Origin of the sequence: Pelagerythrobacter marinus, from assembly GCF_009827515.1 — a bacterium.
Taxonomy (GTDB): Bacteria; Pseudomonadota; Alphaproteobacteria; order Sphingomonadales; family Sphingomonadaceae; genus Pelagerythrobacter; species Pelagerythrobacter marinus.
The window spans coordinates 412,278-434,657 of record NZ_WTYO01000001.1; the positions used below are offsets into that span (position 1 = coordinate 412,278).

25 protein-coding genes are annotated in these 22,380 nt (G+C 69.9%); 13 read left to right on the forward strand and 12 right to left on the reverse strand.

The annotated features are described in order from the left end of the window. Positions 1–20: 20 nt before the first annotated feature. Together GRI72_RS01865 and ligA are read left to right on the forward strand one after the other, a co-directional pair. Positions 21–350, forward strand: coding sequence for a putative quinol monooxygenase (locus GRI72_RS01865; protein ID WP_337191108.1), 330 nt, complete (start codon positions 21–23; stop codon positions 348–350). Then, positions 347–2,518: an NAD-dependent DNA ligase LigA gene (ligA, locus tag GRI72_RS01870; protein WP_160732221.1), complete on the forward strand. Its 2,172-nt coding sequence runs from the start codon at positions 347–349 to the stop codon at positions 2,516–2,518. Before GRI72_RS01865 ends, ligA begins: the two co-directional genes overlap by 4 nt. A 6-nt stretch (positions 2,519–2,524) precedes the next feature. Here the strand turns inward: ligA and GRI72_RS01875 are convergent, their stop codons facing one another. From GRI72_RS01875 to GRI72_RS01885, 3 genes are read right to left on the reverse strand one after another with little or no spacing between them, the layout of a single operon-like run. After that, the gene (locus GRI72_RS01875; RefSeq protein ID WP_337191109.1) at positions 2,525–3,214 is read right to left on the reverse strand and encodes a DUF2459 domain-containing protein; all 690 of its coding nucleotides are present in this window, start codon (positions 3,212–3,214) and stop codon (positions 2,525–2,527) included. Continuing rightward, positions 3,187–4,098, reverse strand: a complete 912-nt coding sequence (locus tag GRI72_RS01880) for a 50S ribosomal protein L11 methyltransferase (protein ID WP_160732222.1) — start codon at positions 4,096–4,098, stop codon at positions 3,187–3,189. Before GRI72_RS01880 ends, GRI72_RS01875 begins: the two co-directional genes overlap by 28 nt. Beyond that, complete coding sequence (locus GRI72_RS01885) at positions 4,088–4,798, reverse strand: SDR family NAD(P)-dependent oxidoreductase (protein ID WP_160732611.1); 711 nt, start codon at positions 4,796–4,798, stop codon at positions 4,088–4,090. Before GRI72_RS01885 ends, GRI72_RS01880 begins: the two co-directional genes overlap by 11 nt. A 172-nt stretch (positions 4,799–4,970) precedes the next feature. Between GRI72_RS01885 and sdhC the strand changes: the two genes are divergently transcribed. The 6 genes from sdhC (at position 4,971) to GRI72_RS01915 (ending at position 10,707) form a co-directional block, all read left to right on the forward strand. Further along, complete coding sequence (sdhC, locus tag GRI72_RS01890) at positions 4,971–5,351, forward strand: succinate dehydrogenase, cytochrome b556 subunit (RefSeq protein ID WP_160732223.1); 381 nt, start codon at positions 4,971–4,973, stop codon at positions 5,349–5,351. Between the two features lie 11 nt (positions 5,352–5,362). Next, the gene (gene sdhD / locus GRI72_RS01895; protein ID WP_160732224.1) at positions 5,363–5,749 is read left to right on the forward strand and encodes a succinate dehydrogenase, hydrophobic membrane anchor protein; all 387 of its coding nucleotides are present in this window, start codon (positions 5,363–5,365) and stop codon (positions 5,747–5,749) included. Next, positions 5,749–7,623, forward strand: a complete 1,875-nt coding sequence (gene sdhA / locus GRI72_RS01900) for a succinate dehydrogenase flavoprotein subunit (RefSeq protein WP_160732225.1) — start codon at positions 5,749–5,751, stop codon at positions 7,621–7,623. Before sdhD ends, sdhA begins: the two co-directional genes overlap by 1 nt. 25 nt (positions 7,624–7,648) lie before the next feature. Next, positions 7,649–8,500 (forward strand): amidohydrolase family protein, encoded by an 852-nt coding sequence (locus GRI72_RS01905; RefSeq protein ID WP_160732226.1) that lies wholly within the window; start codon positions 7,649–7,651, stop codon positions 8,498–8,500. Between the two features lie 12 nt (positions 8,501–8,512). Beyond that, the gene (locus GRI72_RS01910; RefSeq protein WP_237486683.1) at positions 8,513–9,394 is read left to right on the forward strand and encodes a glycoside hydrolase; all 882 of its coding nucleotides are present in this window, start codon (positions 8,513–8,515) and stop codon (positions 9,392–9,394) included. Positions 9,395–9,498: 104 nt separating this feature from the next. Then, a complete protein-coding gene (locus tag GRI72_RS01915) occupies positions 9,499–10,707 on the forward strand; it encodes a GGDEF domain-containing protein (protein ID WP_160732227.1) in 1,209 nt (402 codons plus the stop codon). 13 nt (positions 10,708–10,720) lie between these two features. Here the strand turns inward: GRI72_RS01915 and GRI72_RS01920 are convergent, their stop codons facing one another. Then, complete coding sequence (locus GRI72_RS01920; RefSeq protein ID WP_337191110.1) at positions 10,721–11,158, reverse strand: PaaI family thioesterase; 438 nt, start codon at positions 11,156–11,158, stop codon at positions 10,721–10,723. Continuing rightward, positions 11,155–11,598: a PaaI family thioesterase gene (locus tag GRI72_RS01925; RefSeq protein ID WP_160732228.1), complete on the reverse strand. Its 444-nt coding sequence runs from the start codon at positions 11,596–11,598 to the stop codon at positions 11,155–11,157. The genes GRI72_RS01920 and GRI72_RS01925 overlap by 4 nt, the downstream gene beginning before the upstream one ends. Before the next feature lie 173 nt (positions 11,599–11,771). On the opposite strand from GRI72_RS01925, the gene GRI72_RS14525 reads away from it, so the two are divergent. Genes GRI72_RS14525 through GRI72_RS01935 form a run of 3 tightly spaced genes read left to right on the forward strand, consistent with a single transcriptional unit; the run spans position 11,772 to position 13,824 of the window. After that, positions 11,772–11,939, forward strand: coding sequence for a hypothetical protein (locus GRI72_RS14525; RefSeq protein ID WP_202388879.1), 168 nt, complete (start codon positions 11,772–11,774; stop codon positions 11,937–11,939). Positions 11,940–11,950: 11 nt separating this feature from the next. After that, positions 11,951–12,937, forward strand: coding sequence for a hypothetical protein (locus GRI72_RS01930; RefSeq protein WP_160732229.1), 987 nt, complete (start codon positions 11,951–11,953; stop codon positions 12,935–12,937). After that, positions 12,922–13,824: a transposase gene (locus GRI72_RS01935; RefSeq protein WP_160732230.1), complete on the forward strand. Its 903-nt coding sequence runs from the start codon at positions 12,922–12,924 to the stop codon at positions 13,822–13,824. Before GRI72_RS01930 ends, GRI72_RS01935 begins: the two co-directional genes overlap by 16 nt. On the opposite strand, the gene ruvX is transcribed toward GRI72_RS01935, so the two are convergent. From ruvX to pyrE, 7 genes are all read right to left on the reverse strand, one after another. After that, positions 13,821–14,306, reverse strand: a complete 486-nt coding sequence (ruvX, locus tag GRI72_RS01940; RefSeq protein WP_160732231.1) for a Holliday junction resolvase RuvX — start codon at positions 14,304–14,306, stop codon at positions 13,821–13,823. The genes GRI72_RS01935 and ruvX overlap by 4 nt on opposite strands. Then, entirely contained in the window at positions 14,288–15,427 is a 1,140-nt protein-coding gene (locus tag GRI72_RS01945) for a DUF3089 domain-containing protein (RefSeq protein ID WP_160732232.1), read from the reverse strand. Before GRI72_RS01945 ends, ruvX begins: the two co-directional genes overlap by 19 nt. Then, entirely contained in the window at positions 15,427–16,536 is a 1,110-nt protein-coding gene (locus GRI72_RS01950; protein WP_337191111.1) for an AI-2E family transporter, read from the reverse strand. The genes GRI72_RS01945 and GRI72_RS01950 overlap by 1 nt, the downstream gene beginning before the upstream one ends. Continuing rightward, a complete protein-coding gene (gene lepB / locus GRI72_RS01955; RefSeq protein ID WP_160732233.1) occupies positions 16,523–17,419 on the reverse strand; it encodes a signal peptidase I in 897 nt (298 codons plus the stop codon). Before lepB ends, GRI72_RS01950 begins: the two co-directional genes overlap by 14 nt. Next, positions 17,416–17,817, reverse strand: a complete 402-nt coding sequence (gene acpS, locus GRI72_RS01960; protein WP_160732234.1) for a holo-ACP synthase — start codon at positions 17,815–17,817, stop codon at positions 17,416–17,418. The genes lepB and acpS overlap by 4 nt, the downstream gene beginning before the upstream one ends. A gap of 169 nt (positions 17,818–17,986) precedes the next feature. Further along, complete coding sequence (locus GRI72_RS01965) at positions 17,987–18,715, reverse strand: pyridoxine 5'-phosphate synthase (protein ID WP_160732235.1); 729 nt, start codon at positions 18,713–18,715, stop codon at positions 17,987–17,989. Position 18,716: 1 nt separating this feature from the next. Next, the gene (pyrE, locus tag GRI72_RS01970; RefSeq protein ID WP_160732236.1) at positions 18,717–19,295 is read right to left on the reverse strand and encodes an orotate phosphoribosyltransferase; all 579 of its coding nucleotides are present in this window, start codon (positions 19,293–19,295) and stop codon (positions 18,717–18,719) included. A gap of 197 nt (positions 19,296–19,492) precedes the next feature. Here pyrE and coxB point away from each other — a divergent pair, with 197 nt between their 5' ends. Then, positions 19,493–20,557: a cytochrome c oxidase subunit II gene (coxB, locus tag GRI72_RS01975; protein ID WP_160732237.1), complete on the forward strand. Its 1,065-nt coding sequence runs from the start codon at positions 19,493–19,495 to the stop codon at positions 20,555–20,557. Between the two features lie 24 nt (positions 20,558–20,581). Further along, a complete protein-coding gene (gene ctaD, locus GRI72_RS01980) occupies positions 20,582–22,288 on the forward strand; it encodes a cytochrome c oxidase subunit I (protein WP_160732238.1) in 1,707 nt (568 codons plus the stop codon). Positions 22,289–22,380 lie beyond the last annotated feature (92 nt).

Here is a 22,380-nt window from a genome sequence, read left to right on the forward strand (position 1 = left end):
CGATACTGCCGCCCCGGCAAGTGGCGGCCCTGGGGAAGATCATGGAAGAGGAACATCCGCACTACGGCCTGATCGGGCAGATCATCGCGCAGCCCGGCCAGCGTGCCGCGCTCGCTGCGATCCTGACCGAGAGCAGGGCCCGCATGCCGGGCAATTTCGTCTATCTCGTGGGTGAGGACACGGCCAACCCCGATGCGCTGTGGGTGGTCGAGCTCTGGGCCGACAGGCAGGCGCACGCCGCTTCGCTGGACCTGCCGCAGGTCGCCGCCGCGATCGACCGGGGGCGCCCACTGATCGCCGGGTTCGGTACCCGGGCGGAGTTCACGCCGGTGATCGACGCCCCGGCATGACGCGGAACGACAGCCTTTCCGAAGCCGAGGCCGCCAACGAGCTGATGCGGCTGGCGAAGCAGATCGCGCGGCACGACCGGCTCTACCACGCCGAGGACGCGCCCGAGATCACCGACCAGGAATACGACGCGCTCGTGCGCCGCAATGCGGAGCTGGAGGCGCAGTTTCCCCATCTCGTCCGCTCCGATTCGCCGTCGCGCGCGGTCGGCCACGCGGTTGCCGCCTCGCCGCTGTCCAAGGTCACGCACGAGGTTCGGATGATGAGCCTCGACAATGCCTTCGCCGACGAGGAAGTGGCCGATTTCGTCGCCCGCGTGCGGCGCTTCCTGGCACTGGGCGAGGACGAGCCGGTTGCCTTCACCGCCGAGGACAAGATCGACGGGCTTTCGTGCTCGCTGCGCTACGAGAACGGCGTCCTCGTGCGCGCGGCGACGCGCGGCGACGGGCAGGTGGGCGAGGACGTGACCGCAAACGTCGCCCATATCCCCGACATTCCGGCCGAACTGGCCGGCGACGTGCCCGAGGTGTTCGAGGTGCGCGGCGAAGTCTACATGGAGCGCGAGGCCTTCGTGGCGCTCAACGCCCGCCTGATGGAGGAAGCGCGCAGCGCGGCCGAGGCGAAGGGGGAGGCTTTCGATCCCGCCAAAGTGCGCCAGTTCGCCAACCCGCGCAACGCGGCGGCGGGCTCGCTGCGGCAGAAGGACGCCAGCGTCACCGCCAGCCGCCCGCTGCGGTTCTGGGCCCATGGCTGGGGCGCGGCCAGCGCGGTGCCGGGCGAGACGCAGTTCGCCGTGATGCAGCGGATCGGCGAATGGGGCCTGCCGATCAGCCCCGACCTCGTCCGGTGCGAGACGCTGGAGGCGATGCTTGCCCATTACCGCGCGATCGGTGAGGGGCGCGGCGCGCTCGGCTACGAGATCGACGGCGTCGTCTACAAGGTGGACCGGCTCGACTGGCAGGAACGGCTCGGCTTCGTCGCCAAGGCGCCGCGCTGGGCGCTCGCACACAAGTTCCCGGCCGAACAAGCCGAAACCACGCTGGAGGCGATCGACATCCAGGTCGGGCGCACCGGCAAGCTGACGCCGGTGGGCCGCCTCGCGCCGGTCCTGGTCGGCGGGGTGACGGTGACCAATGTCACGCTGCACAACCGCGATGAAATCGCGCGCCTCGGCGTGCGACCGGGCGACCGGATCAAGGTCCAGCGTGCCGGCGACGTGATCCCCCAGGTGGTCGAAAACCTGACCCGTGATGCGGAGCGCGATCCCTATCGCTTCCCCGGCCACTGCCCCGAATGCGGCAGCGAGGCCGTGGCGGAAGAGGGCGAAGTCGATGTCCGCTGCACCGGCGGCCTCGTCTGCCCGGCGCAGCGGACCGAGCGGCTCAAGCACTTCGTCAGCCGCGGCGCGCTCGATATCGAGGGGCTGGGCGAGAAGACGATCGACCAGTTCTTCGCGCTCGGCTGGCTCGAAAGTCCGGCCGATATCTTCCGCCTGAAGGACCGGCGCGAGGCGATCCTGGCGCTGGAAGGGTGGAAGGACAAGTCGGTCGAGAACCTGCTGGCGAGCATCGAGGCCAAGCGCGCGCCCGACGCGGCGCGGCTGCTGTTCGGCCTCGGCATCCGCCACGTCGGCGCGGTCACCGCGCGCGACCTGATGAAGGGGCTGGGCGAGATCGCCCGCCTGCCGGACAAGGCGGCGCAGATCCACGCCTACCGCGAGGAAAACCCGCGCGGCGAGGACGAGTCCGAAGGCAAGTTCAACGCGCGCATGGTCGAGGCGATCAAGGACATCCTCGAAGTCCGCGCCGACGGGATCGGAACCGCCGTCGGCTTCGCGCTGGCCGATTTCTTCCACGAGAAGCACAACCGCGCGGTGTTCGACGACCTGCTGCGCGAACTCGATCCCCCGCGCTACGAGGTCGAGACGAAGGAAAGCTCCGTCTCGGGCAAGACGGTGGTCTTCACCGGCAAGCTGGAGACGATGAGCCGCGACGAAGCCAAGGCCCAGGCCGAGCGGCTCGGCGCCAAGGCCGCCGGCACGGTCAGCGCGAAGACCGACCTGCTGGTCGCAGGCCCCGGCGCGGGCAGTAAGCTGAAGAAGGCGGCCGAACTGGGGGTCGAGGTGATCGACGAGGCCCAGTGGGCGCAGATCGTCGCGGAGGCGGGGTAGGGCGGCTCAGTCCACCCACTTCATCACCCCGCCGGCGAAGGGCGTCCACCAGCCGGTGCGGACCCCGGCGGCGGCGAGGGTGTCGCTGGTCCACTGGTTGCAGGTATTGCCGAGGTGATAGGTGCCCGGCGCATCGTAGAACACGTCGCGGTCGGTGTAGCCGCGATGGACCGCGCGGCGGGCGGGCGGCAGGACCTGGCTTTCGATCCGGCGCACCAGGCGGGCGTATTCCGCGGGGCGCAGGTGCAGGACGCGGGCATTCCCGTCCGGCGCGGGGCGGACATAGTGCGCGACGTGGAGCAGGCCGTCGCCGCCAACTACCGCGCCGAGTGCAGTTCCCGGCGACAGGTCGGCCCAGGTCGGGGTGTGGAGGAACACTTCCCGCTCCCCCCAGCTGACCGAGACGTGGGTATAGGGCCGGTCCGCCGCGCCGGGGGGCAGGTCGGCCGCGGGAAACTCGGCCCGCCAGTCCTTCTGCGCGTTGACCAGCGGCATGACGATCGCCGTGTGGACGCCGTTGGTTTCGACCATGATCGCGATCCCGCGGCCCGGTTCGCGCCAGTCGCCGTTGCGCGGGATCGACGAGCCGATCCAGGCCGCCGCCATGAACAGCCCGGCGGCCAGGGCGAGCCAGGCGAGCGCGCGGCCCGCCCGGCGCGCGGCCCGCTTCAGGATTGCGGGCGCTTGCGCAGCCACAGGATCGACCAGTCGCCGTTGACCATGCGCGCGGCCAGGCGGAAGCCGGCCCGGCGACAGGCGCGGCGCACGGCATCTTCCTGTCCCTGCAGCAGGCCGGCCAGCAGCAGGTTGCCCCCGGGCACCATGGCGCGCGCGAAATCGGGTGCGAGCGCGACCAGCGGCCCGGCCAGGATATTGGCGATCAGCAGGTCGTAGGGCGCCCGCGCGCGCAGCAGGGCGCCGTCCATCCCGTCGGCCACCGTCATCGCCAGCGCGCCCGCACCGCCGCCGAGCGCGATGCCATTGGCCGCGGCATTATGCTCGACCACGCCGACGCAGGCCGGGTCGATGTCGCTCGCGGTGGCGAGCGCGCGGGGCCAGAGGGCGAGCGCGGCGAAGGCGAGCAGGCCGGTGCCGGTGCCGATGTCGGCGCAGTTGCGCACGGCCGTCCCGCGCCGTTTCATCGCATCGAGCATGGCAAGGCAGCCGGCCGTCGTTTCGTGCTGGCCGGTGCCGAAGGCCTGGCTGGCGGGGATCGCGAAGTTGACCACGCCCGGCGCGCGGCTGGGCGCATGGTCGGGGGTGTGGACATGGAACCGCCCCGCGCGGATCGGGTCCAGCCCGCGCTGGCTTTCGGTCACCCAGTCGGTTTCGGGCAGCTTTTCCACCGTCATGCGCGGGGCCTTGCCGTTGAAAAGCGCCGCGATCGCCGCCCGGTCCGCCGCGTCGGGTTCGCGCGGGAAATAGGCGTCGAGCCGCCAGTCGTCGGGCCGGTCGTCGGCCACTTCGAAGCCGGCAATCACGATCTCGTGGTCCCAGTCGGCGGCCTCTTCCTGCGCGGCCAGCGCATCCCGGACCGCCGCCTTGCCGGCGAAAGCCGTCAGCTTCCAGCTATCGGACATGGCTGGCCCCGTTGGCGTCGAGCGTCGCGCCGGTCATGCTTTCGGGGGCGTCGAGCGCGCAGAAGACCGCGATCCGGGCGATCTCCTCCGGCTCCGCTACGCGGCCCAGCGGGATATCGGCAAGGAGGCCGGGCCCGCCCCGGCTTTCCAGGTAGTCGCCCGCCATCGAGGTGTCGGTGAAACCGGGCGCGATGCCGAAGCTGAGGATGCCGCGGCCGGCATAGGCGCGCGCGATCGTCTTATGCAGCGCCAGCATCCCGCCCTTGGCTGCGGCATAGTGCCAGTGCGCCGGCGAATCGCCGCGATGGCCGGCGCGGCTGGCGACGTGGACGATCCGCCCCGGCACGCCGCGTTCCAGCCAGTGGCGGACCGCGAAACGCGCCAGCTGCGCGGCCGCGGTCAGGTTGATCCGCAAGGTGTCTTCCCACGCGTCGAGCCACTCGATATCCGATCCGTCGATCGGGTTGGCGGCGAACAACCCGGCGTTGTTGATCAGCACGTCGATTTCGCCGCCCGCGCGCGACAGCGCCTCTTCCCACAGCATCTGCGGCGCGGAGGGCTGAGAGAGATCGGCACCAATGGTCTGTTCGTCATGATTGGCACTGCCGTGGCCGATCACACGGACGTTGCGCGTTTCGAGGAGTTCGCGGATTGCGGCGCCGATGCCGCGGCTGGAGCCGGTGACGAGGATATTGGGCATCCGTGTCCCGTAGATTATCGCCATCGATCCGTCATCCCCGCGCCGCGCGCCGGCGCTTTGCGCCATGCCCGAATATTGGGCGGGACGAACAAAAGAGATAGCCGCCCGCCTTGTCTCGCATCGTCATTGCGCTAAGGGAGGACGCAATTCCAAGGACAACCGGACAAACGCCATGGCCGACAGACCGCTTTCCCCCCACCTGAGCATCTGGAAGTGGGGCCCGCACATGCTGACCTCGATCCTCCATCGCGTCACCGGCGACGGGATGGCCCTGGTCGGCCTCGGCGTCCTGCTGTGGTGGCTGGGGGCGCTGGCGAGCGGGCCGGCGGCCTATGCGACTTTCACCGCCGTTGCCACCTCGTGGTTCGGCTACGTCGTGCTGGTCGGCCTGTCGTGGGCCTTCTTCAACCACATGACCTCGGGCCTGCGCCACTTCGTGCTCGACATCGGCGCGGGATACGAAATCGACACCAACAAGGCCTGGTCCACTGCCTCGCCGATCATCGGCATCGTGCTGACGGCGGCGTTCTGGGCCGCACTTCTGCTTCTCTGAGGAATTGAACGATGGGTAACGGAACCTCGATCGGGCGCGTGCGCGGGCTCGGCTCCGCGCACGAGGGGGTGCATCACTGGCTGCTGCAGCGCTTCACCGCGATCGGCAACCTCGTGCTGGTGCTGTGGCTGGCGGGCTCGATCCTGCTGCTCCCCGACCTGACCCACGCCACGGTCAGCAGCTATCTCGCCGCGCCGGTGCCGGCAACCGCGATGGCGCTGCTGATCGTCAGCACGTTCTGGCACGCGCGGCTGGGCCTGCAGGTGATGATCGAGGATTACGTCCACACCCCGGGCAACAAGTTCGCGGCGATCGCCGCGCTCAACCTCGCGGCCGTGGCCGGGGCCGGCTTCGGCCTGTTCTGCGTCGCCCGCCTCGCGCTGGGAGGGACCGCCTGATGGCCAATCCCGCCCCCCAGACCGCCAGCAACGGCAAGACCGGCCCGGCCTACGCGATCGTCGACCATACTTACGACGTGGTCGTCGTGGGCGCGGGTGGATCGGGCCTGCGCGCCACGATGGGCGCGGCCGAAGCGGGCCTGAAGACGGCCTGCATCACCAAGGTCTTCCCCACCCGCAGCCACACCGTCGCCGCGCAAGGCGGGATCGCCGCCAGCCTGGGCAACAACACGCCCGATCACTGGTCGTGGCACATGTACGATACCGTCAAGGGGTCCGACTGGCTCGGCGACCAGGACGCGATCGAGTACATGGTGCGCGAGGCGCCGCAGGCGGTTTACGAGCTCGAACATGCCGGCGTTCCCTTCAGCCGGAACGAGAACGGCACGATCTACCAGCGCCCGTTCGGCGGCCACATGCAGAACATGGGCGAAGGCCCGCCGGTCCAGCGCACCTGCGCGGCCGCCGACCGCACCGGCCACGCGATGCTACACGCGCTCTACCAGCAGAGCCTGAAGTACGACGCGGACTTCTTCATCGAGTATTTCGCGCTCGACCTGATCATGGAAAACGATTCCAGCGGCGTGCCGCAGTGCCGCGGCGTGATCGCGATGTGCCTCGACGACGGGACGATCCACCGCTTCCGCGCCAAGGCGGTCGTGCTGGCGACCGGCGGCTATGGCCGGTGCTATTACACCGCGACCAGCGCGCATACCTGCACCGGCGACGGCGGCGGCATGGTCCTGCGCGCGGGGCTGCCGCTGCAGGACATGGAATTCGTCCAGTTCCACCCCACCGGCATCTACGGTGCGGGCGTACTCATTACCGAAGGCGCGCGGGGCGAGGGCGGCTACCTGACGAACTCGGAAGGCGAGCGTTTCATGGAACGCTACGCCCCGAGTGCGAAGGACCTTGCCAGCCGCGACGTCGTGTCGCGCTCGATGGCGCTGGAAATGCGCGAAGGGCGCGGCGTCGGGCCGGAGAAGGACCATATCTTCCTCCACCTCGACCACATCGATCCCAAGGTCCTGGCGGAGCGGCTGCCCGGCATTACCGAAAGCGGCAAGATCTTCGCCGGGGTCGACCTGACGCGCCAGCCGCTGCCGGTCACGCCGACCGTGCATTACAACATGGGCGGCATTCCGTGTAACTATCACGGCGAAGTCGTGACCATCGGGCCGGACGGCGATCCGGAAACCGTGGTCCCGGGCCTGTTCGCGGTGGGCGAGGCGGCCTGCGTCTCGGTCCACGGGGCGAACCGCCTCGGCTCGAACTCGCTGATCGACCTCGTGGTCTTCGGCCGCGCGACCGGGCACCGGCTGAAAGAACTGATCAAGCCGGGCACCAGCCACGACGAGCTGCCGGCCGACAGCGCGGACCTCGCGCTCACCCGGCTCGACCATTTCCGCCACGCCGGCGGCGGCTCGCCGACCGCGCAGATCCGGTCGGAAATGCAGAAGAACATGCAGAAGCACGCGGCCGTCTTCCGCGACAGCAAGCTGCTGTCCGAAGGGGTCGAGCTGCTTAAGCAGGTGAACCGGCGGATGGAGGATATCCACGTTTCCGACCGTTCGCTGATCTGGAACAGCGACCTCGTCGAAACGCTCGAGCTCGACAACCTGATGGCCCAGGCCAATGTCACCATCGCCTCGGCCGAAAATCGCAAGGAAAGCCGCGGCGCCCACGCGCACGAGGATTTCCCCGATCGCAACGACGCCGAGTGGATGAAGCACACGGTCGCCTGGTTCGACGGCTGGGGCGGCGGGGCCCGCGGGTCGGGCAGCGGCGAGGTCAGGATCGACTATCGCCCGGTGCACGAATACACGCTGACCGACGATGTCGCTTACATCAAGCCGAAGAAGCGGGTCTACTAGGATGGCCCACGGCGGCGGGGCGACGATGTCGAAATGGCTTCTCCCCGCCGCGATCGCGCTCTCGCTCGGCGCCGCGCCGGCCCTCGCGCGCGAGGACGTGTTCGACGTCCACGTCCACCTGCACGACGGGGCATCCTCGCTGGCCGAATACCGCGCGCAGAACGCGCGGGACGGGGTCGAGGCCGCCGGCTTCGGGGCGATGTGGTTCGGCGGGCCGAACCAGGCGCGCGCCGGCGATATCGAGGGCGCGCGCACGGCGCACGACGCGCTGGCGCGCCTCGCCGCGGCCAATCCGCGCATGGTGCCGATCGCGACCGTCCACCCCCATGACGGCGAGGCCGCGCTGGCCGAGCTCGACCGCGTGGCAGCCCTCGGCTTCAAGATCCTGAAAATCCACCCCCATACCCAAGGTTTCGACCTTGCCGATCCGCGCGTCGGGGCGCTCGTCGAACGCGCGGGCGCGCGCGGGCTGGTGGTCCTGGTCGACAACGCCGGGATCGTGCCGAACGACACGGTGCACCTGTTCAACCTCGCGCTCGCCCATCCGGGCACGCGCTTCGTCTTCGCGCACATGGGCGGGCTCGACTTCCGGGCCTGGAACATCCTCGCCCTCGCGCGGACGGCGGACGGGCTGTTCGCCGACAACATCTATTTCGACATCTCGGCCACGGTCCTGCTGGCAGCCGATTCCCCGCTGGAGGAGGAATTCGTCTGGACCATGCGCAATGTCGGGATCGACCGTCTCCTGCTCGGGTCCGATTTTCCGCAGTTCTCGCTCGGCCGCACGCTGGCGGCGCTCGGTGCGCTCGACCTGGCGGAGGAGGACGCCGCGAAGATCCGGTACGGCAACGCGCGGCGCCTGTTCGGGCTGGACTAGGGGCCGGCCGGGATGACGCGGCCTTTCCTCGCCCGGGCGGGTGCCTGCGCGCTGGCGGCGTCGCTGCTCGCCGCATGTGCGGGCGGGGAGGCGGGGCCGCCCGCGCACCTCGGGCTCGATCCGTTCTATGCCCGCTACGTCGATGCGGGCGGGATCGCGATCGTCGCTTCGCGCAAGGTCGCGCCCGCGACGCTGGAACGGGCCGCGCGGATCGTCGAGGACATGCTCGCCCATCGCCCCGACTTGCACGCCGTGCTGGCGCGGGAAGGCTATCGCCTCGCGATCCTGGCCCGGGAGGAGGCGATCACCGACCTGCCGGAAAACGCCCACTGGACCCGCCCCTCGCGCGACGACCCGCGCCTGACCCGGTGCGAGCGCAAGCATTACGAGGCGCGCATCGGGCGGTTGAGCGACCGCGCCTACTGGAACGCGCGGGTGCGCGGGATCGGCGGGCGGCACGCGGTCGCCGCGGAAGAGGATATCCTCGGCCGGCAGACCAGCCGGTACTACGGCGAGACGATCCTGGTCCACGAATTCGCCCACAACGTGCTCGATGCCGTGCGTATCGCCGACCCCGCGCTCTACCGCGAGGTGGAGAGCGCCTATGCCGCGGCCCTGCGCGAGGGGTTGTGGAAGGACGAATATGCCAGCACGACGGTGCAGGAATACTGGGCCGAAGGGACGCAGTTCTGGTTCGATTCCAACCGCCTGGCGGTGTTCGACGGGCGCCGCATCCTGAACCACGGCGACCTGGAGGCCTACGATCCGCGGCTGGCGGCGGTGCTGCGGCGGGCCTATGGCGATCGCCACCGCCTGGCCGGGGACCCGTTCCACCGCCACCCGGCGCGCGTGCCCCCCGGGCCGATCCCCCGCAACACCGCCGAAGTCTGCTGATGGCCCGCAAGCGCGCGGTTGGGCATTTCTTAGGATTATCGCGCTAGCTGGCCGAACCATGCAGGGGACGGGGGGCGTGCGCCGCGGGGGCGCGTGAAGGTCGGTTGGACGTAAACACGCTATTCTGGGTCAACGCGATCGTCATGCTGGTCATGGCGTTCGGCTTCCTCGCCGCCTGGGCGCGGCGCCGGGGGGAGGCATGCTGGCCGGCGTGGATCGCCGCCAACCTCGTGCTCGCGTCCGCGCTGGTGCTCTATATCTTCGTCCCGCGGATCGCGCCCGACTGGGCGGTCCTGCCCAATGCCCTGCTGGTCCTGGGCTTCGGCCTGCGCTGGCGCGCCGCGCGCCTGTTCAGCGCCAGCCCGACGACCTGGATCGCGGTCTGGGCGCCGGCCTCCTTCGCGGCGCTGCTGTTCGCGCCCCCGCTGTCGCTCGGCGCGGGGACGGTCTTCGCCGCGATCAACCTGATCCTCGCCACCCAGGCCGGGGTCATCGCCGGGCAGTTCTGGCGCGCGCGCGAGCCGGGCTCGCTCTCCAGCTACGGCCTTGCCGCCGCCTATGCGATCATGGCCGCCTCGTTCGTGTCGCGCGTGATCGAGGGGCTCGCCTTCCTCGACAGCTTCACGACCTACCTTCCGCTCGACGGGACCTTGCCCTCGCACCTCGTGGTCGCGGTGATTCACACGTCCGCCAGCGGGGTCTTCGCGCTCTCGATCGCTTACGAGCGCACGACCGTGCAGATGCGCGACGAGCGCGACAGCGCGCAGAAACGGGCGCAGAACTACAGCCGCCTGGCCCAGCGCGACGACCTGACCGGGCTGATGAACAGGCGCGCGATCGAATCGCGCTTCAGCGAGCTGGTGGCCGACGGCTTCTGCGCGATGGCGGTGCTCGACCTCGATCACTTCAAGCGGGTGAACGACCGCCACGGCCACGCGCTGGGCGATGCCGCGCTCTGCGCCACGGCGCGCGCGCTCGCCCCCGACGACGATTGCCTCGCGGTGCGAATGGGGGGCGAGGAATTCGTCCTGCTGCTGCGCGGCGCCCATGCCCGCGAGCGGGCGGAATCGCGGCGTCAGGCGATCCCGCGGCGGATCGCGGCCGACGTGCCGGGCCTGCACGGCATCGTCACCGCCAGCATGGGCCTGATGGAGCTGCCCCGCGGGCTGACGGGGATCGCCTTTTCCGATCTCTATTCGGCGACCGACCGCCTGCTCTACGAGGCGAAGAACGGTGGCCGGAACCGGCTGGTGAGCGAAAAGCTGAGCCTGTTCCACGAACCGCCGCGGCGCGCCGGCACCGTCGCTGCCTGACGGCGCGGGCGCGCTAGCCGGCGGCGTCCGGCCCGGTGCCGCCCATCAGCACGTTCATCACCGCCGTCGCCACCGGGCGCGTGCGATCGTCCTGCCAGGCCTCGACCTCGATATTCGCGTTGCGCCGCCCCAGCCGCAGCACGCGGCCGCGGGCATAGGTCGGCTTGCTCTTCGCGGCGCTGAGGAACTGGACGGTGACGTTGATCGGTTTCAGCCGGTGTTCGCGCCCCGCGCGGGCCAGCTCGGCGCGCAAGGCGGCATAGCCGGCGTTTTCCAGCAGGCCGCTGGTCGCCCCGCCGTGGAACACGGTCGGCCGCCCCTCCACGATCTCGCCGAACGGGATTGCCAGCACCGGGCTGCCGTCTTCCATCGCCGCGATCACGATGCCCAGCGACCGGGCATAGGCGGGCAGGTCGCGCTCCAGCGCGGTGATGTCGGGGTCGCGGCTCACCGTTTCCTCCACGGAATGGACATGAACACGCCGGCCACGTGCGCCACCGGGTCGCCCGCGTCGCCATCGTGCGCGACGCCGCGCACGAACGCGGCGGAGCGGGTCACGCGGTAGCATTCGGCGCGCCCGTTGACCGCCGCGCCCTCGCGCGCGGGGCGCATGTAGTCGACACGCAGGTCGAGCGTGGCGATCGCGCGGAATTCCCCCGTAGCGGTCCAGATCGCCATGCCCGAGGCCATGTCCATCAGGCTGACGATCGGCCCGGTGGCGAGCACGCCACTGCCGGTTTCCCCCAGCAGGTCCTCGCGCCAGGGCAGGGCCAGCTCGACCCAGTCCGCGCCGTGGGCGACATAGCGCAGGCCCAGCCAGCCGGGATGGCCGCGCCCGAGCATGAACGGGGCCGCGGTGGCGGGATCGAACGGTGGCAGGTCGTCGGCCATGCCCCACGCTCTAGGGCGCTGCCCGAACATTGCAATCTCCTCACGCTTCGAATCGCCGGCCTTCGCTAGGCGGGGCAGGCGGGCCGGACGGGGCGCGCCGACGGCAGCATGAAAACGGCCCGACGCGACGAAAGGACGCCGCGAAAACAGGAACGAGGGGGACTCGCGAGACAATGGACTTTCCGAAAATCGACCTGGAATCGCTCCCGGTGCTCGACACCGCGGCCGGCATGTTCGGCAGCCTGTCCGACGCGGCGAACGCGGCGACGGACGACCGCGCGGTCATCATCATGATCTACCTCTACGAAACGACCCGGAACCTGCCCGACGTTCTCGTCTGACCGGCGCGGACATGCGGATCGATCCGGCGATCGCGGCCCTGCGCGGCGATCCGGCGGCCGGGCAGCCGGCGCAGGCGGCGATCGAGCGGGCCCTTGCCGCGTGGCGGCGCGAGCCGGCAGTCGCGGCGGCCTGCGCCGAGCTGGCAGCCTATGGCGAAGGCGGGGCACTCGCGCGCTATCCGGCGCTCGCCGCCCTGGTCGAGGCGCGCGAGGCGGCGAATGCATTCGTCGATCCGCTGCTCGCGCGGGTGGCGGGTGTGCTGCGTCGCCACCCGCTGGCGCAGCTTCCGTTCCGGCACCAGGCAGGCGAGGGGGTGGCCCTGCTCCAGCTGGCGCGCGCCGGCCGGGCCACGCTGTCGCTGATCGGTTACGATCCCGCCGCGACCCGGCTCGCCCCGCGCAGCGTGTGCTTCACCGATTCGCAGCGGCACGAGATATGCCTTGCCGGACGCGGCCGGGCGCAGCGGGTGACGCTCGCCGCGCCCACGCGGGGCGGGGCCGGGCTGGCGCTTGCCGACGTCGCGCTCGCGCCCGGGACGCGGATGGATTTCGCGGGCGCGCGGGCGACCAAGATCGTGCGCCGGGTGCAGCGCAGCGTGGTCCTGCTGCGGCTAACGCGGGTGGCGCGCGTGCCCGGCGAAAGCCGCGAATATCGCCTGTCCGACGGGGCCCTGCTCCACCGGGCGGCAGGCACGGCGCGCGAGAGCCGGCGCGAGCTGGCGCTGGCCCTGCTGGGCAGGATGGGGCGCGCGGACGCGCTGCCGCTGATGCTCGATGCCGCGCGCAGCGGCAGCGACAGCGCGCGCTGGCAGGCGCTGCGCGAATGCCTGGCGCTCGACAGCGGCGCCGGGTTCGCCGCGCTCGCCCGGACCGCCCGCGACCCGGCCGACCCGCTGGCCGGCCCGGCGGCGGCGCTGCGCGACGACCTGCTTGCCCGCCACCCGGCCCTGGCCGCGGCGGAGGGCGAGGGGGGAGGGGATCGGTGCCCCGCGCGCTGACCGCCCCGGCCGGCGCGCCCTGTTCGCTGGAGGAAGCGCGCGACGCGCTGTGCGCGCGCGGTTTCGACCCGCGCGACGAAGCCAGCCTGCACCACGCGGCCGGGTGGCTCGCGCGGCTCGGCTGCAACCGCGATTTCCTCGGCGACCTGCTGGTGGAACGGCTTTCGACGCGCGGCGACGAGGACGCGGGGGCGGCCGGCTACGGCCCCCAGGCGATCATGCTGTCCGGCACGCAGGCGGGGCATTTCCTGCGCGCCAACATCTGGCCCGCGGCCGGCGACCATGCCTGCCGCACCAGCGGCCGGCACAGCTTCGTCTACGACCTGCCGCACGATCACAATTTCGATTTTCTCACGGTCGGCTATTTCGGCCCCGGCTATCGCAGCGACTACTACGAATACGATCATGCCGCGCTCGCCGGCTGGCGCGGGGAACGGGCCGGGCTGCGGTTCGTCGAACGCAGCGCGCTGTCGCCCGGCCGGCTGCTCCACTACCGCGCGCACCGCGACGTCCACCGCCAGTTGCCGCCGGCGAGCCTGTCGGTCTCGCTCAACGTGGTTGCCGCCGATCCCGCCGCGGCCTGGTTCGACCAGTACGCCTTCGACCTGGAGGAGGACCGGATCGGCCGCGTGCTGAACCCGGGCGCGAGCGAGGCCTTCCTGCACCTCGCGGTCGGGCTGGGCAGCGGGGAGGCGGTCGAGCTGGCCCGGTGGATCGGGCACGGCCACCCGAGCGATCGCCTGCGGCTGGCCAGTTTCGCGGCGCGCGCCGCATCGGCCGGATCGGCCGAGGGGGCCGAGCGCGTCTGGCGCGAGGCGGAAGGCGCGGGCAGCCGGCTGGTGCGGGCGGAGGCGGCGCGCCGGCGCGCGGCCGTTGCGGCAGGCTAGAACGCGCCGCCCGTCAGCGCGTCGATCGCCCCTTGCAGGATGATCGCGGCGGCGTGGCTGTCGATGCGTTCGGCGCGCTTGCGGCGGCTCATGTCCTGGCCGATCATGTCGCGCTCCGCGCTCGCGGTGGACCAGCGTTCGTCCCACAGCAGCACGGGCAGGCGCAGCCCTTCGGCCAGGTTGCGGGCATAGGCGCGGCTCGACTGGGCGCGCGGCCCTTCGGTCCCGTCCATGTTGCGCGGCAGGCCGATCACGACGCCCCGGATCGCGCGCTCGCGGGCGAGCACGGCCAGGGCCTGGAGGTCGCGCCCGAACTTGCCGCGCGGCAACGTCTTGCCCGCGGTCGCGAACTGCCACCCGGCGTCGCAGGTGGCCGTGCCGATCGTCTTGGTGCCCAGGTCCAGCGCCATCAGCGGCCCGCCCGCCGGCAGGGCGGCCGCGAAGGCGTGGCTGCTTTCGGTGATCAGGGCCGGCTCGACCATGCCGCGACGCGCCGGCTGACGTCCTGCTTCACGTTTTCCCAGAACAGCGGGATGTCGTAGACGTGGTAGTTGTTGCCCGGCAGGACCGCGCTGCCCACTTCGGGCGGATCGCCGATCAGCAGCAGGCCCCGTTCGCCGCAGCGCGCCGGGACCGCGCCGGGCACCAGCATCCCGCTGGAATAGTCGGCTTCCGGGATCAGCGTGCCCAGGTTCGCTTCCGCCGGCGCGTCGCCGCCGATCCCGCCGGTCAGCGGGTTGGTGCACAGGATCTCGCTGTCGCCGCGCGGGGTGCCGTCGAACCCGGGGGACTGGCTATAGGCCTCGATCACGCGGCTCGGGTCGGCCGGCTCGGCGAAGGAAGACCAGCTCATCAGGCACCCGGCCTGCGCGGGCGTGGCGCAGGCGGGGAAACCGAGCGCGGGCAGGTCGTGTTCGACCGAGATCGGCCAGCCGACCGCGTAGATTGCGGCGACGCGCCCCTTCACCGGGCTGTCGGCCAGTTCCTCGCGCAGCAGGCGCAGCAGGTGGAGCGTGCCCTGGCTGTGCCCGGCGAGAACGATCGGCGTGTCCGCGTCGACGCTGGCGAGGAAGAACGCGAACGCCTGCTTCACGTCGGCATAGGCGGCGTCGAGCGCCTGGCGCGCCTCTTCCGAATCGGTCAGGAAAGCGCCGAAGGTCGCCTGGCGATAGCGCGGGGCCCAGATCTCGCTCGCGCGGTTGAACGGGCTGGCCATGCCGCGCACGTAGATGCGGGCGATCCGCTGCGATTCCGCGTCGTCGAGCGGCGCGTTCCAGCGCGACCGGTCGAGATAGCTGGTCGGGTGGACGAAGAAGACCGCGAAATCGCCCGGCGCCTCGTCCCCCCCGGCGGGCAGCTGCCGGCCTTCGCCCTGCTTGGCCGGCTGCCAGCGGGCGGCGTCGTCCAGCCCGATGCCCGGGCGCGAGAGCCACATGGCCGGGTCCTGGTAGGCGTTGGTTTCCAGCGGGGCCTGTTCGACGAACGCGGTGCTGGGGACATAGGCGACCTCGGCCAGGTCGTCCCAGAAGAACCGCAGCGCGAACATCGCCGCGATCGCCAGAACGATCAGTATGGCGATGAAATAGAGGAACTTGCGGGCCATCAGTCCTCCGCCTCGGCAGATGTTTCGTTGTCCAGGCGCGCCGCGCGGCGTTCGAGCCCGACCTTGATCATGGCCAGCAGCGGGTCCGCCAGCGCAAGGCCGAGAATGCCGAACATGACGCCGAAGATCAGCTGCGCGCCCAGGACCAGCGCGGGCGCGAGATCGACGGTCTTCTTGGCGATCATCGGAATCAGCACGTAGCCGTCGAAGTTCTGCACCAGCAGGTAGACGAAGATCGTGTAGAGCCCCATGTCGGTGCCGCCGGAAAAGCCGACCAGCACCATCAGCGCCCCGGAAATCAGCGCGCCGATGTTGGGGATGAAGGCCAGCAGGCCGGTCAGCAGCCCCAGCAGCGCGGCCATCGGCACCGGCCCGATCCCGATGATCTGCCCGCCATAGGCGAGCAGGGCCCAGGTGAAGATCCCTTCCGCGAACATGCCCACCAGGCGCCCGGCGAGCAGGCGGCGCAGGGTGAAGGACATCGTCTCCAGCGTTTCGTGGAAGACCTTGCGCTGGTGTGCCGGGACCATCCAGGCGACCCCGCGTTCGTAGAGGTTGGGGTCGATCGCGATGTAGATGCCGATGATCAGGATCAGCAGGATCGTCGCGAAGCCGCCGAAGATGCCGCCGATCGCGCGGGTCACCGTGCCGACCCCGCTGACGAGGCTGGCGGCGACATCCTGCACGTCGTCCTGCTGGATCGCGAACCCCTGTTCGCGCAGCAGGCCGAGCAGGCGGCCGATCTGTTCGCCGACAATGGCCGGGAATTCCGCCGCCTGCTGCGAGATCTGCGAGCCGGCGAAATAGCCGAGCCACACGAAGAAGGCGATCATCGCCACGATCACGATCGCCACGCGCCAGCCCCGCGCGATCGCGAGATAGCGGCCGAGCAGCCGCGTGCCGCCGTCGATCATGGTCGCGAAGACCATCGCGCCGAAGATCACCAGCAGCGATTGCGAGATATAGACGGCGAGGACGAACAGCCCCGCCACCGCGGCCCAGACGAGCGCGCGCATCGCCTCGAACCGCAATTCGGGGTTTCTGATGTGAGCCGGGCTCCTGCCCATTCGTTCCGGCGGCGCGCCGTGCGCTTCGTCAGTTTCGCTCACTCTCGGGGCCCCTGTCGGCGATTGCGGGACGCAGTGTGCTCCAGGCGCGGTCGCCGCGCAAGGACGTGAACCAGGAAAGCGGGTTGAAGCCGGTCGTGCCGTCGAGCGAGAAGGTGATGAATTCCGCCCGGCCGCCGATGTTTTCCAGCGGCACCGGACCCATCAGGCCGCTCGGGTCGTAGGCCCGGCTGTCGGAGGAATGGTCGCGGTTGTCGCCCATCACCATGACGTGCCCGTCGGGGATCACGATCGGCCCGAAATCGTCGAGTTCCTGGCGCTTGTGGTCGATCACCAGGTAGGTCGCGCCGTTGGGCATCGTCTCGCGCAGGGTCGGCGGTTCGCACACTCGCGTCCCGTCGGCCAGCACGGCGGTGTAGTCGAGCGGCAGCCCGGTGCGCGGATCGGTCCCGAAATCGCACTGCATGTTGGCGTCGAGCGGGATTCGCAGCGGCGGCTCCACTTCCTGCGGAACCGGGGTGCCGTCGAGCACGATCTGCCCGCCGCGCACCTCGAACGTGTCGCCCGGCAGGCCGACCACGCGCTTGATGTAATCCTCGTCGCGGACCGGGTGCACGGGGATCACGATGTCGCCGTATTCGGGCGTCCCGGGCCAGATCCGCCAGTCGCCGCGCGGCATCAGGTGGAACGAGATCGAGGCCCAGCTCCAGCCGTAGGGATACTTGCTGACCACCAGCCGGTCGCCCACCAGCAGGTTGGGCAGCATCGATTCGCTGGGGATGTAGAACGGCTTGGCGATGAAGCTGTGAAAGCCCAGCACCGCCAGCAGCATCAGCGCCAGCCCCCGGATTTCCGAAAGCCAGTCGATCCCGTCCTTCTTCGGTTTCTCGCTCGTCTCGGTCACGGTGGATGATGCGCTGTTCATAGCGGGCGAGCCTCGATGATGACGAAGGCCTGGGCCCATGGGTGGTCGTCGGTTAGGGTAAGATGAATGAACGCCTCATGGCCGGGTGGCGTCATTTCCGCAAGCCGCGCGGCAGCGCCGCCGGTCAGCGCCAGGGTCGGCGCGCCCGAGGGGGCGTTCACGACGCCGATGTCCTTGTGGAACACGCCGCGGCTGAACCCGGTGCCGACCGCCTTGGCGAAAGCTTCCTTCGCCGCCCACCGCTTCGCGAACGTGCCGGTGCGGGCATAGGGGCGCCGGGCCGCCTTGGCCCGTTCGACATCGGTGAAACAGCGCCGCTCGAACTTCTCGCCCCACCGCTCCAGCGAGGCGGCGATCCGATCCATGTTCGTCAGGTCCGATCCCATGCCGATGATCATCTTGCCCTCTTCCCTTCAGGGGAGAGGGGGGAGCGGCGAAGCCGCGGAGGGAGAGGGGCGAACAAGACTGGCAAGAAGGCTCTGGTGCCTTGGTGCATGACAACAGAACATCCCCCTCTCCCCGACCCTCTCCCCTGAAGGGGAAAGGGAGGGCGCATCGCACCCGCCATCATCGCGCCGCGTCCATCAGCTCGCGCATCGTGCGCACGGCCTGTTCCAGCCCGACGAAGACCGCTTCGCCCACCAGGTAATGGCCGATGTTCAGCTCCGCCAGCTGGGGGATCGCGGCGATCGGCTGGACATTGTCGTATGTCAGCCCGTGGCCGGCATGGGGCTCGATCCCGTTCTTCGCCGCCAGCGCCGCCATGTCGGCGATCCGCCTCAGCTCGCGCGCGCGGTCCTCGCCGGTGGCGTGGGCATATTCGCCGGTGTGGAATTCCACCACCGGCGCGCCGAGGCGCAGCGCGGCGTCGAGCTGGCGTTCGTTCGCCTCGATGAACAGGCTCACGCGGATGCCGGCGTCGGCCAGCCGCGCGACCACCGGGGCAAGCTGGTTGTGCAGGCCCGCGGCGTCGAGCCCGCCCTCGGTCGTGCGCTCCTCGCGTTTCTCGGGGACGATGCAGGCCGCGTGCGGGCGGTGGCGCAGCGCGATTTCCAGCATTTCCTCGGTCGCGGCCATTTCCAGGTTCAGCGGCAACTCGGTCGCGGCCTGGATCCGGGCCAGGTCCTCGTCGCGGATATGGCGGCGATCCTCGCGCAAGTGGGCAGTGATGCCGTCGCCGCCCACCCGGGCGACGATTTCCGCCGCGCGCACGGGATCGGGATGGTCGCCCCCGCGCGCGTTGCGGATCGTGGCGACGTGGTCGATATTGACCCCCAGGCGCAGCGGCGCGGCCATCCTACTTGCGGCTGCCCGGCTTGGTCACCGGCACGGCCGCCAGCTCGGGCGGGATCTCGTCTTCGGCATAAGTGGGGAAGGTAATGTCCAGCAGCGCGTGATAGGGCACGTCGAAGGCGACGTCGCCCGCGCGGCGATCGACCAGCGAGACGAGGGCGATGACGTCGGCGCCGGCCGCCGCGACGGCCTTCATCGCCTCGCGCGAGGAAAGGCCGGTGGTCACGACGTCTTCCACCACCAGCACTTTCTCCCCCGGCTCGAGGCGGAAGCCGCGGCGCAGTTCGAAGGTTCCTTCGGGCCGTTCGAGGAAGATCGCCTCCTTGCCCAGCGCGCGGCCCATCTCGTGCCCGATGATGATCCCGCCCATCGCGGGGGAGACGACCTTGTCCACCGCGGCGCGCAAGTCGCGCGGCATCTTCGCCGCCAGCGCGGCGGCGAGGCGGCTCGCGCGCATCGGGTCGGCCAGGACGCGCGCGCACTGGAGGTAATAGGCGCTGTGCCGGCCGGAGGAGAGCTTGAAATGCCCTTCGAGCAGGGCCTCGCTCGCGCGGAATTCGTGGAGCACTTCGTCTTCGGTCATCTCGGCTTGCTGTCCCGTCCGTGGCAGATTCCGGCCGTTCTGGCCGGTTGGGGATTTTTCTCCTAGAAGCGCTTGAGACGGGGGGCAAGCGCGCGTATAGGCCCGCGCAGACCTGTCCCCCGACGGGGTTTTCGCGGCTGCGCATGTGGTCTTCAGCGATAAGAACGGCAACGACAAGAACGGAAAGCGTCGGACAGATGAAATTCGGTGATTGGCCCACGCGGGCAGCGCGGTTCGCAACCATCCTCTGGGCAGCTATCCTGCTGGCCCTCGCGCCCCAGGCGGCCCATGCACAGGCCGCGACCGAAGCGCCGGTGGCGGCCGAAACGGTGGACGCTGGCGCGGCGGCGGACGTCACGGCCGACGCGGCCGGCGAAACGGACGCGGCGGATGCCGCCGGCGGCTACGAGCCGCTCGGCCCCGAGTGGATCAAGGGGCAGCCGACGCCCGGCGCGCTCGACGTGCAGGAACAGTATTCGCCGATCGGCAAGACGGCCACCGGCCTCCACGTCGGCCTGCTGTGGGTCATGGGCGTGATCAGCTTAATCGTCCTCGCGCTGCTGATCTGGGTCATCGTGCGCTATCGCCGCGGTGCCAACCCCAGCCCTTCGAAGACGACGCACAACACCACGATCGAGGTCGTGTGGACGCTCGTCCCGGTCCTGATCCTGGTCGCCATCGCGATCCCGTCGATCTCGCTGCTGACCAAGCAGTACGAATCGCCGCCGGAAGACGCGGTGACGATCAAGGTCATCGGTTACCAGTGGTACTGGGGCTACGCCTATCCCGACAACGGCGGGTTCGAGGTGATTTCCAACATGATGCCCGAGGACGAGGCGCGGGCGAAGGGCTTCCCGGCCCAGCTCGAGGTCGATAACCGCATGGTCGTGCCGGTCGATACGCCGCTGCGCATCCAGACCACGGCCGCCGACGTCATCCACGCCTTCGCCGTGCCTTCGCTGTGGTTCAAGATCGACGCCGTTCCGGGCCGCCTGAACGAGCGCCTGCTGACGATCGAGGAGCCGGGCATCTATTACGGCCAGTGCTCCGAGCTGTGCGGTGCGCGGCACGGTTACATGCCGATCGCGATCGAGGCGCTCCCGCGCGACCAGTGGGAAGCCTGGGTCCGCACCCAGCCGGGCGGCACGGTCGGCGGCGACGAGCCCGATGCGGCCGCCGCGGCCGGCGATGCGGCAGCGACTTTAGAGGCGGGTGAAGCCGCCGACGCCGAGGCTGCCGATCCGGCCGCCGCGACCAACTGATCCACGTCGAAGAGAAACGCGACCATGGCTACTACCGCTGAAGGCTTCCAGGCCCACACCGAAGACGCGCATCACGATGCCGATCACAAGCCCGGCTTCTTTGCCCGTTGGTTCATGTCGACCAACCACAAGGACATCGGCACGCTCTACCTGATCTTCGCGATCGTCGCGGGCATCCTGGGCGGCGCGATCTCGGGCATCATGCGTGCCGAGCTGGCCGAACCGGGCATCCAGGTCCTGGGTTACTGGGTCGACCTGATGGGCGGGGAGGCGAACTTCGACGCCAACCTGCACATGTGGAACGTGCTGATCACCGCGCACGGCCTGATCATGGTCTTCTTCATGGTCATGCCGGCGATGATCGGCGGTTTCGGCAACTGGTTCGTGCCGCTGATGATCGGCGCGCCGGACATGGCCTTCCCGCGGATGAACAACATCTCGTTCTGGCTGACGGTCGCCGGTTTCTGTTCGCTGCTCTTCTCCGCCTTCGTGCCGGGCACGGCCGCGGGCTACGGCGCGGGCACCGGCTGGACGGTCTATGCCCCGCTGGCGACTTACGGGCACGACGGCCCGGCGGTGGACTTCGCGATCTTCTCGCTCCACCTCGCGGGTGCCGGCTCGATCCTGGGCGCGACCAACTTCATCACCACGATCTTCAACATGCGCGCGCCGGGCATGACCCTGCACAAGATGCCGCTGTTCGTGTGGTCGGTGCTGGTCACCGCCTTCCTGCTGCTGCTGGCGCTGCCGGTGCTGGCCGCGGCGATCACGATGCTGCTGACCGACCGCAATTTCGGCACGACCTTCTTCGACCCCAGCGGCGGCGGCGATCCGCTGCTGTACCAGCACCTGTTCTGGTTCTTCGGGCACCCGGAAGTCTACATCATGATCCTGCCGGGTTTCGGCATGGTCAGCCAGATCATCGCCACCTTCAGCCGCAAGCCGGTGTTCGGCTATCTCGGCATGGCCTATGCCATGGTCGCGATCGGCGTGGTCGGCTTCGTCGTCTGGGCGCACCACATGTATACCGTGGGCCTCGACGTGAACACGAAGATGTACTTCACCGCCGCGACGATGGTGATCGCGGTCCCGACCGGGGTGAAGATCTTCAGCTGGATCGCCACGATGTGGGGCGGCAGCCTGGAGTTCAAGAGCCCGATGGTCTGGGCGCTGGGCTTCATCTTCCTGTTCACCGTGGGCGGCGTGACCGGCGTCTATCTCGCCAACGGCGGCATCGACGACGTGGTGCACGACACCTATTTCGTGGTCGCGCACTTCCACTACGTGCTGTCGATGGGCGCGGTCTTCTCGCTCTTCGCCGGGTTCTACTACTGGTTCCCGAAGATGAGCGGCCGGATGCACAGCGAGCTGCTGGCGCACATCCACTTCTGGATCTTCTTCATCGGCGTGAACGTGATCTTCTTCCCGCAGCACTTCCTCGGGCTGAACGGCATGCCGCGCCGCTATCCGGACTTCACCGAGGCCTATGCCTACTGGAACCACATCTCGTCGGCCGGCTACGCGATCATGGCGGCCTCGATGCTCGTGTTCTTCGCGAACATCGCCTACGCCTTCATCGCCGGGCGCCGGGCACCGGCGAACTACTGGGGTGAAGGCGCGACGACGCTGGAATGGACGCTGTCCAGCCCGCCGCCCTATCACCAGTTCGAAACGCTGCCGGTGATCGAGGAGCATCACGACTACCACGATCACCGCCCGGCCACTGCCTGACGCGGCGGCCCCTCCCACCGGGTGGGAGGGGCACGCGACCGGCAGGGTGCAAGGCGGGGCCGGCGACGATGCGCTGCACCGCGTTCGCCCTC

What these genes read in the sequence shown, in the direction of transcription:
- ligA (WP_160732221.1), top strand. Translation starts at nt 347, where the DNA reads ATGACGCGGAACGACAGCCTTTCCGAAGCCGAGGCCGCCAACGAGCTG.
- GRI72_RS01880 (WP_160732222.1), bottom strand. Translation starts at nt 4,098, where the DNA reads ATGTCCGATAGCTGGAAGCTGACGGCTTTCGCCGGCAAGGCGGCGGTC.
- GRI72_RS01885 (WP_160732611.1), bottom strand. Translation starts at nt 4,798, where the DNA reads ATGCCCAATATCCTCGTCACCGGCTCCAGCCGCGGCATCGGCGCCGCA.
- sdhC (WP_160732223.1), top strand. Translation starts at nt 4,971, where the DNA reads ATGGCCGACAGACCGCTTTCCCCCCACCTGAGCATCTGGAAGTGGGGC.
- sdhD (WP_160732224.1), top strand. Translation starts at nt 5,363, where the DNA reads ATGGGTAACGGAACCTCGATCGGGCGCGTGCGCGGGCTCGGCTCCGCG.
- sdhA (WP_160732225.1), top strand. Translation starts at nt 5,749, where the DNA reads ATGGCCAATCCCGCCCCCCAGACCGCCAGCAACGGCAAGACCGGCCCG.
- GRI72_RS01905 (WP_160732226.1), top strand. Translation starts at nt 7,649, where the DNA reads ATGTCGAAATGGCTTCTCCCCGCCGCGATCGCGCTCTCGCTCGGCGCC.
- GRI72_RS01910 (WP_237486683.1), top strand. Translation starts at nt 8,513, where the DNA reads ATGACGCGGCCTTTCCTCGCCCGGGCGGGTGCCTGCGCGCTGGCGGCG.
- GRI72_RS01925 (WP_160732228.1), bottom strand. Translation starts at nt 11,598, where the DNA reads ATGGCCGACGACCTGCCACCGTTCGATCCCGCCACCGCGGCCCCGTTC.
- GRI72_RS14525 (WP_202388879.1), top strand. Translation starts at nt 11,772, where the DNA reads ATGGACTTTCCGAAAATCGACCTGGAATCGCTCCCGGTGCTCGACACC.
- GRI72_RS01930 (WP_160732229.1), top strand. Translation starts at nt 11,951, where the DNA reads ATGCGGATCGATCCGGCGATCGCGGCCCTGCGCGGCGATCCGGCGGCC.
- ruvX (WP_160732231.1), bottom strand. Translation starts at nt 14,306, where the DNA reads ATGGTCGAGCCGGCCCTGATCACCGAAAGCAGCCACGCCTTCGCGGCC.
- GRI72_RS01945 (WP_160732232.1), bottom strand. Translation starts at nt 15,427, where the DNA reads ATGGCCCGCAAGTTCCTCTATTTCATCGCCATACTGATCGTTCTGGCG.
- lepB (WP_160732233.1), bottom strand. Translation starts at nt 17,419, where the DNA reads ATGAACAGCGCATCATCCACCGTGACCGAGACGAGCGAGAAACCGAAG.
- acpS (WP_160732234.1), bottom strand. Translation starts at nt 17,817, where the DNA reads ATGATCATCGGCATGGGATCGGACCTGACGAACATGGATCGGATCGCC.
- GRI72_RS01965 (WP_160732235.1), bottom strand. Translation starts at nt 18,715, where the DNA reads ATGGCCGCGCCGCTGCGCCTGGGGGTCAATATCGACCACGTCGCCACG.
- pyrE (WP_160732236.1), bottom strand. Translation starts at nt 19,295, where the DNA reads ATGACCGAAGACGAAGTGCTCCACGAATTCCGCGCGAGCGAGGCCCTG.
- coxB (WP_160732237.1), top strand. Translation starts at nt 19,493, where the DNA reads ATGAAATTCGGTGATTGGCCCACGCGGGCAGCGCGGTTCGCAACCATC.
- ctaD (WP_160732238.1), top strand. Translation starts at nt 20,582, where the DNA reads ATGGCTACTACCGCTGAAGGCTTCCAGGCCCACACCGAAGACGCGCAT.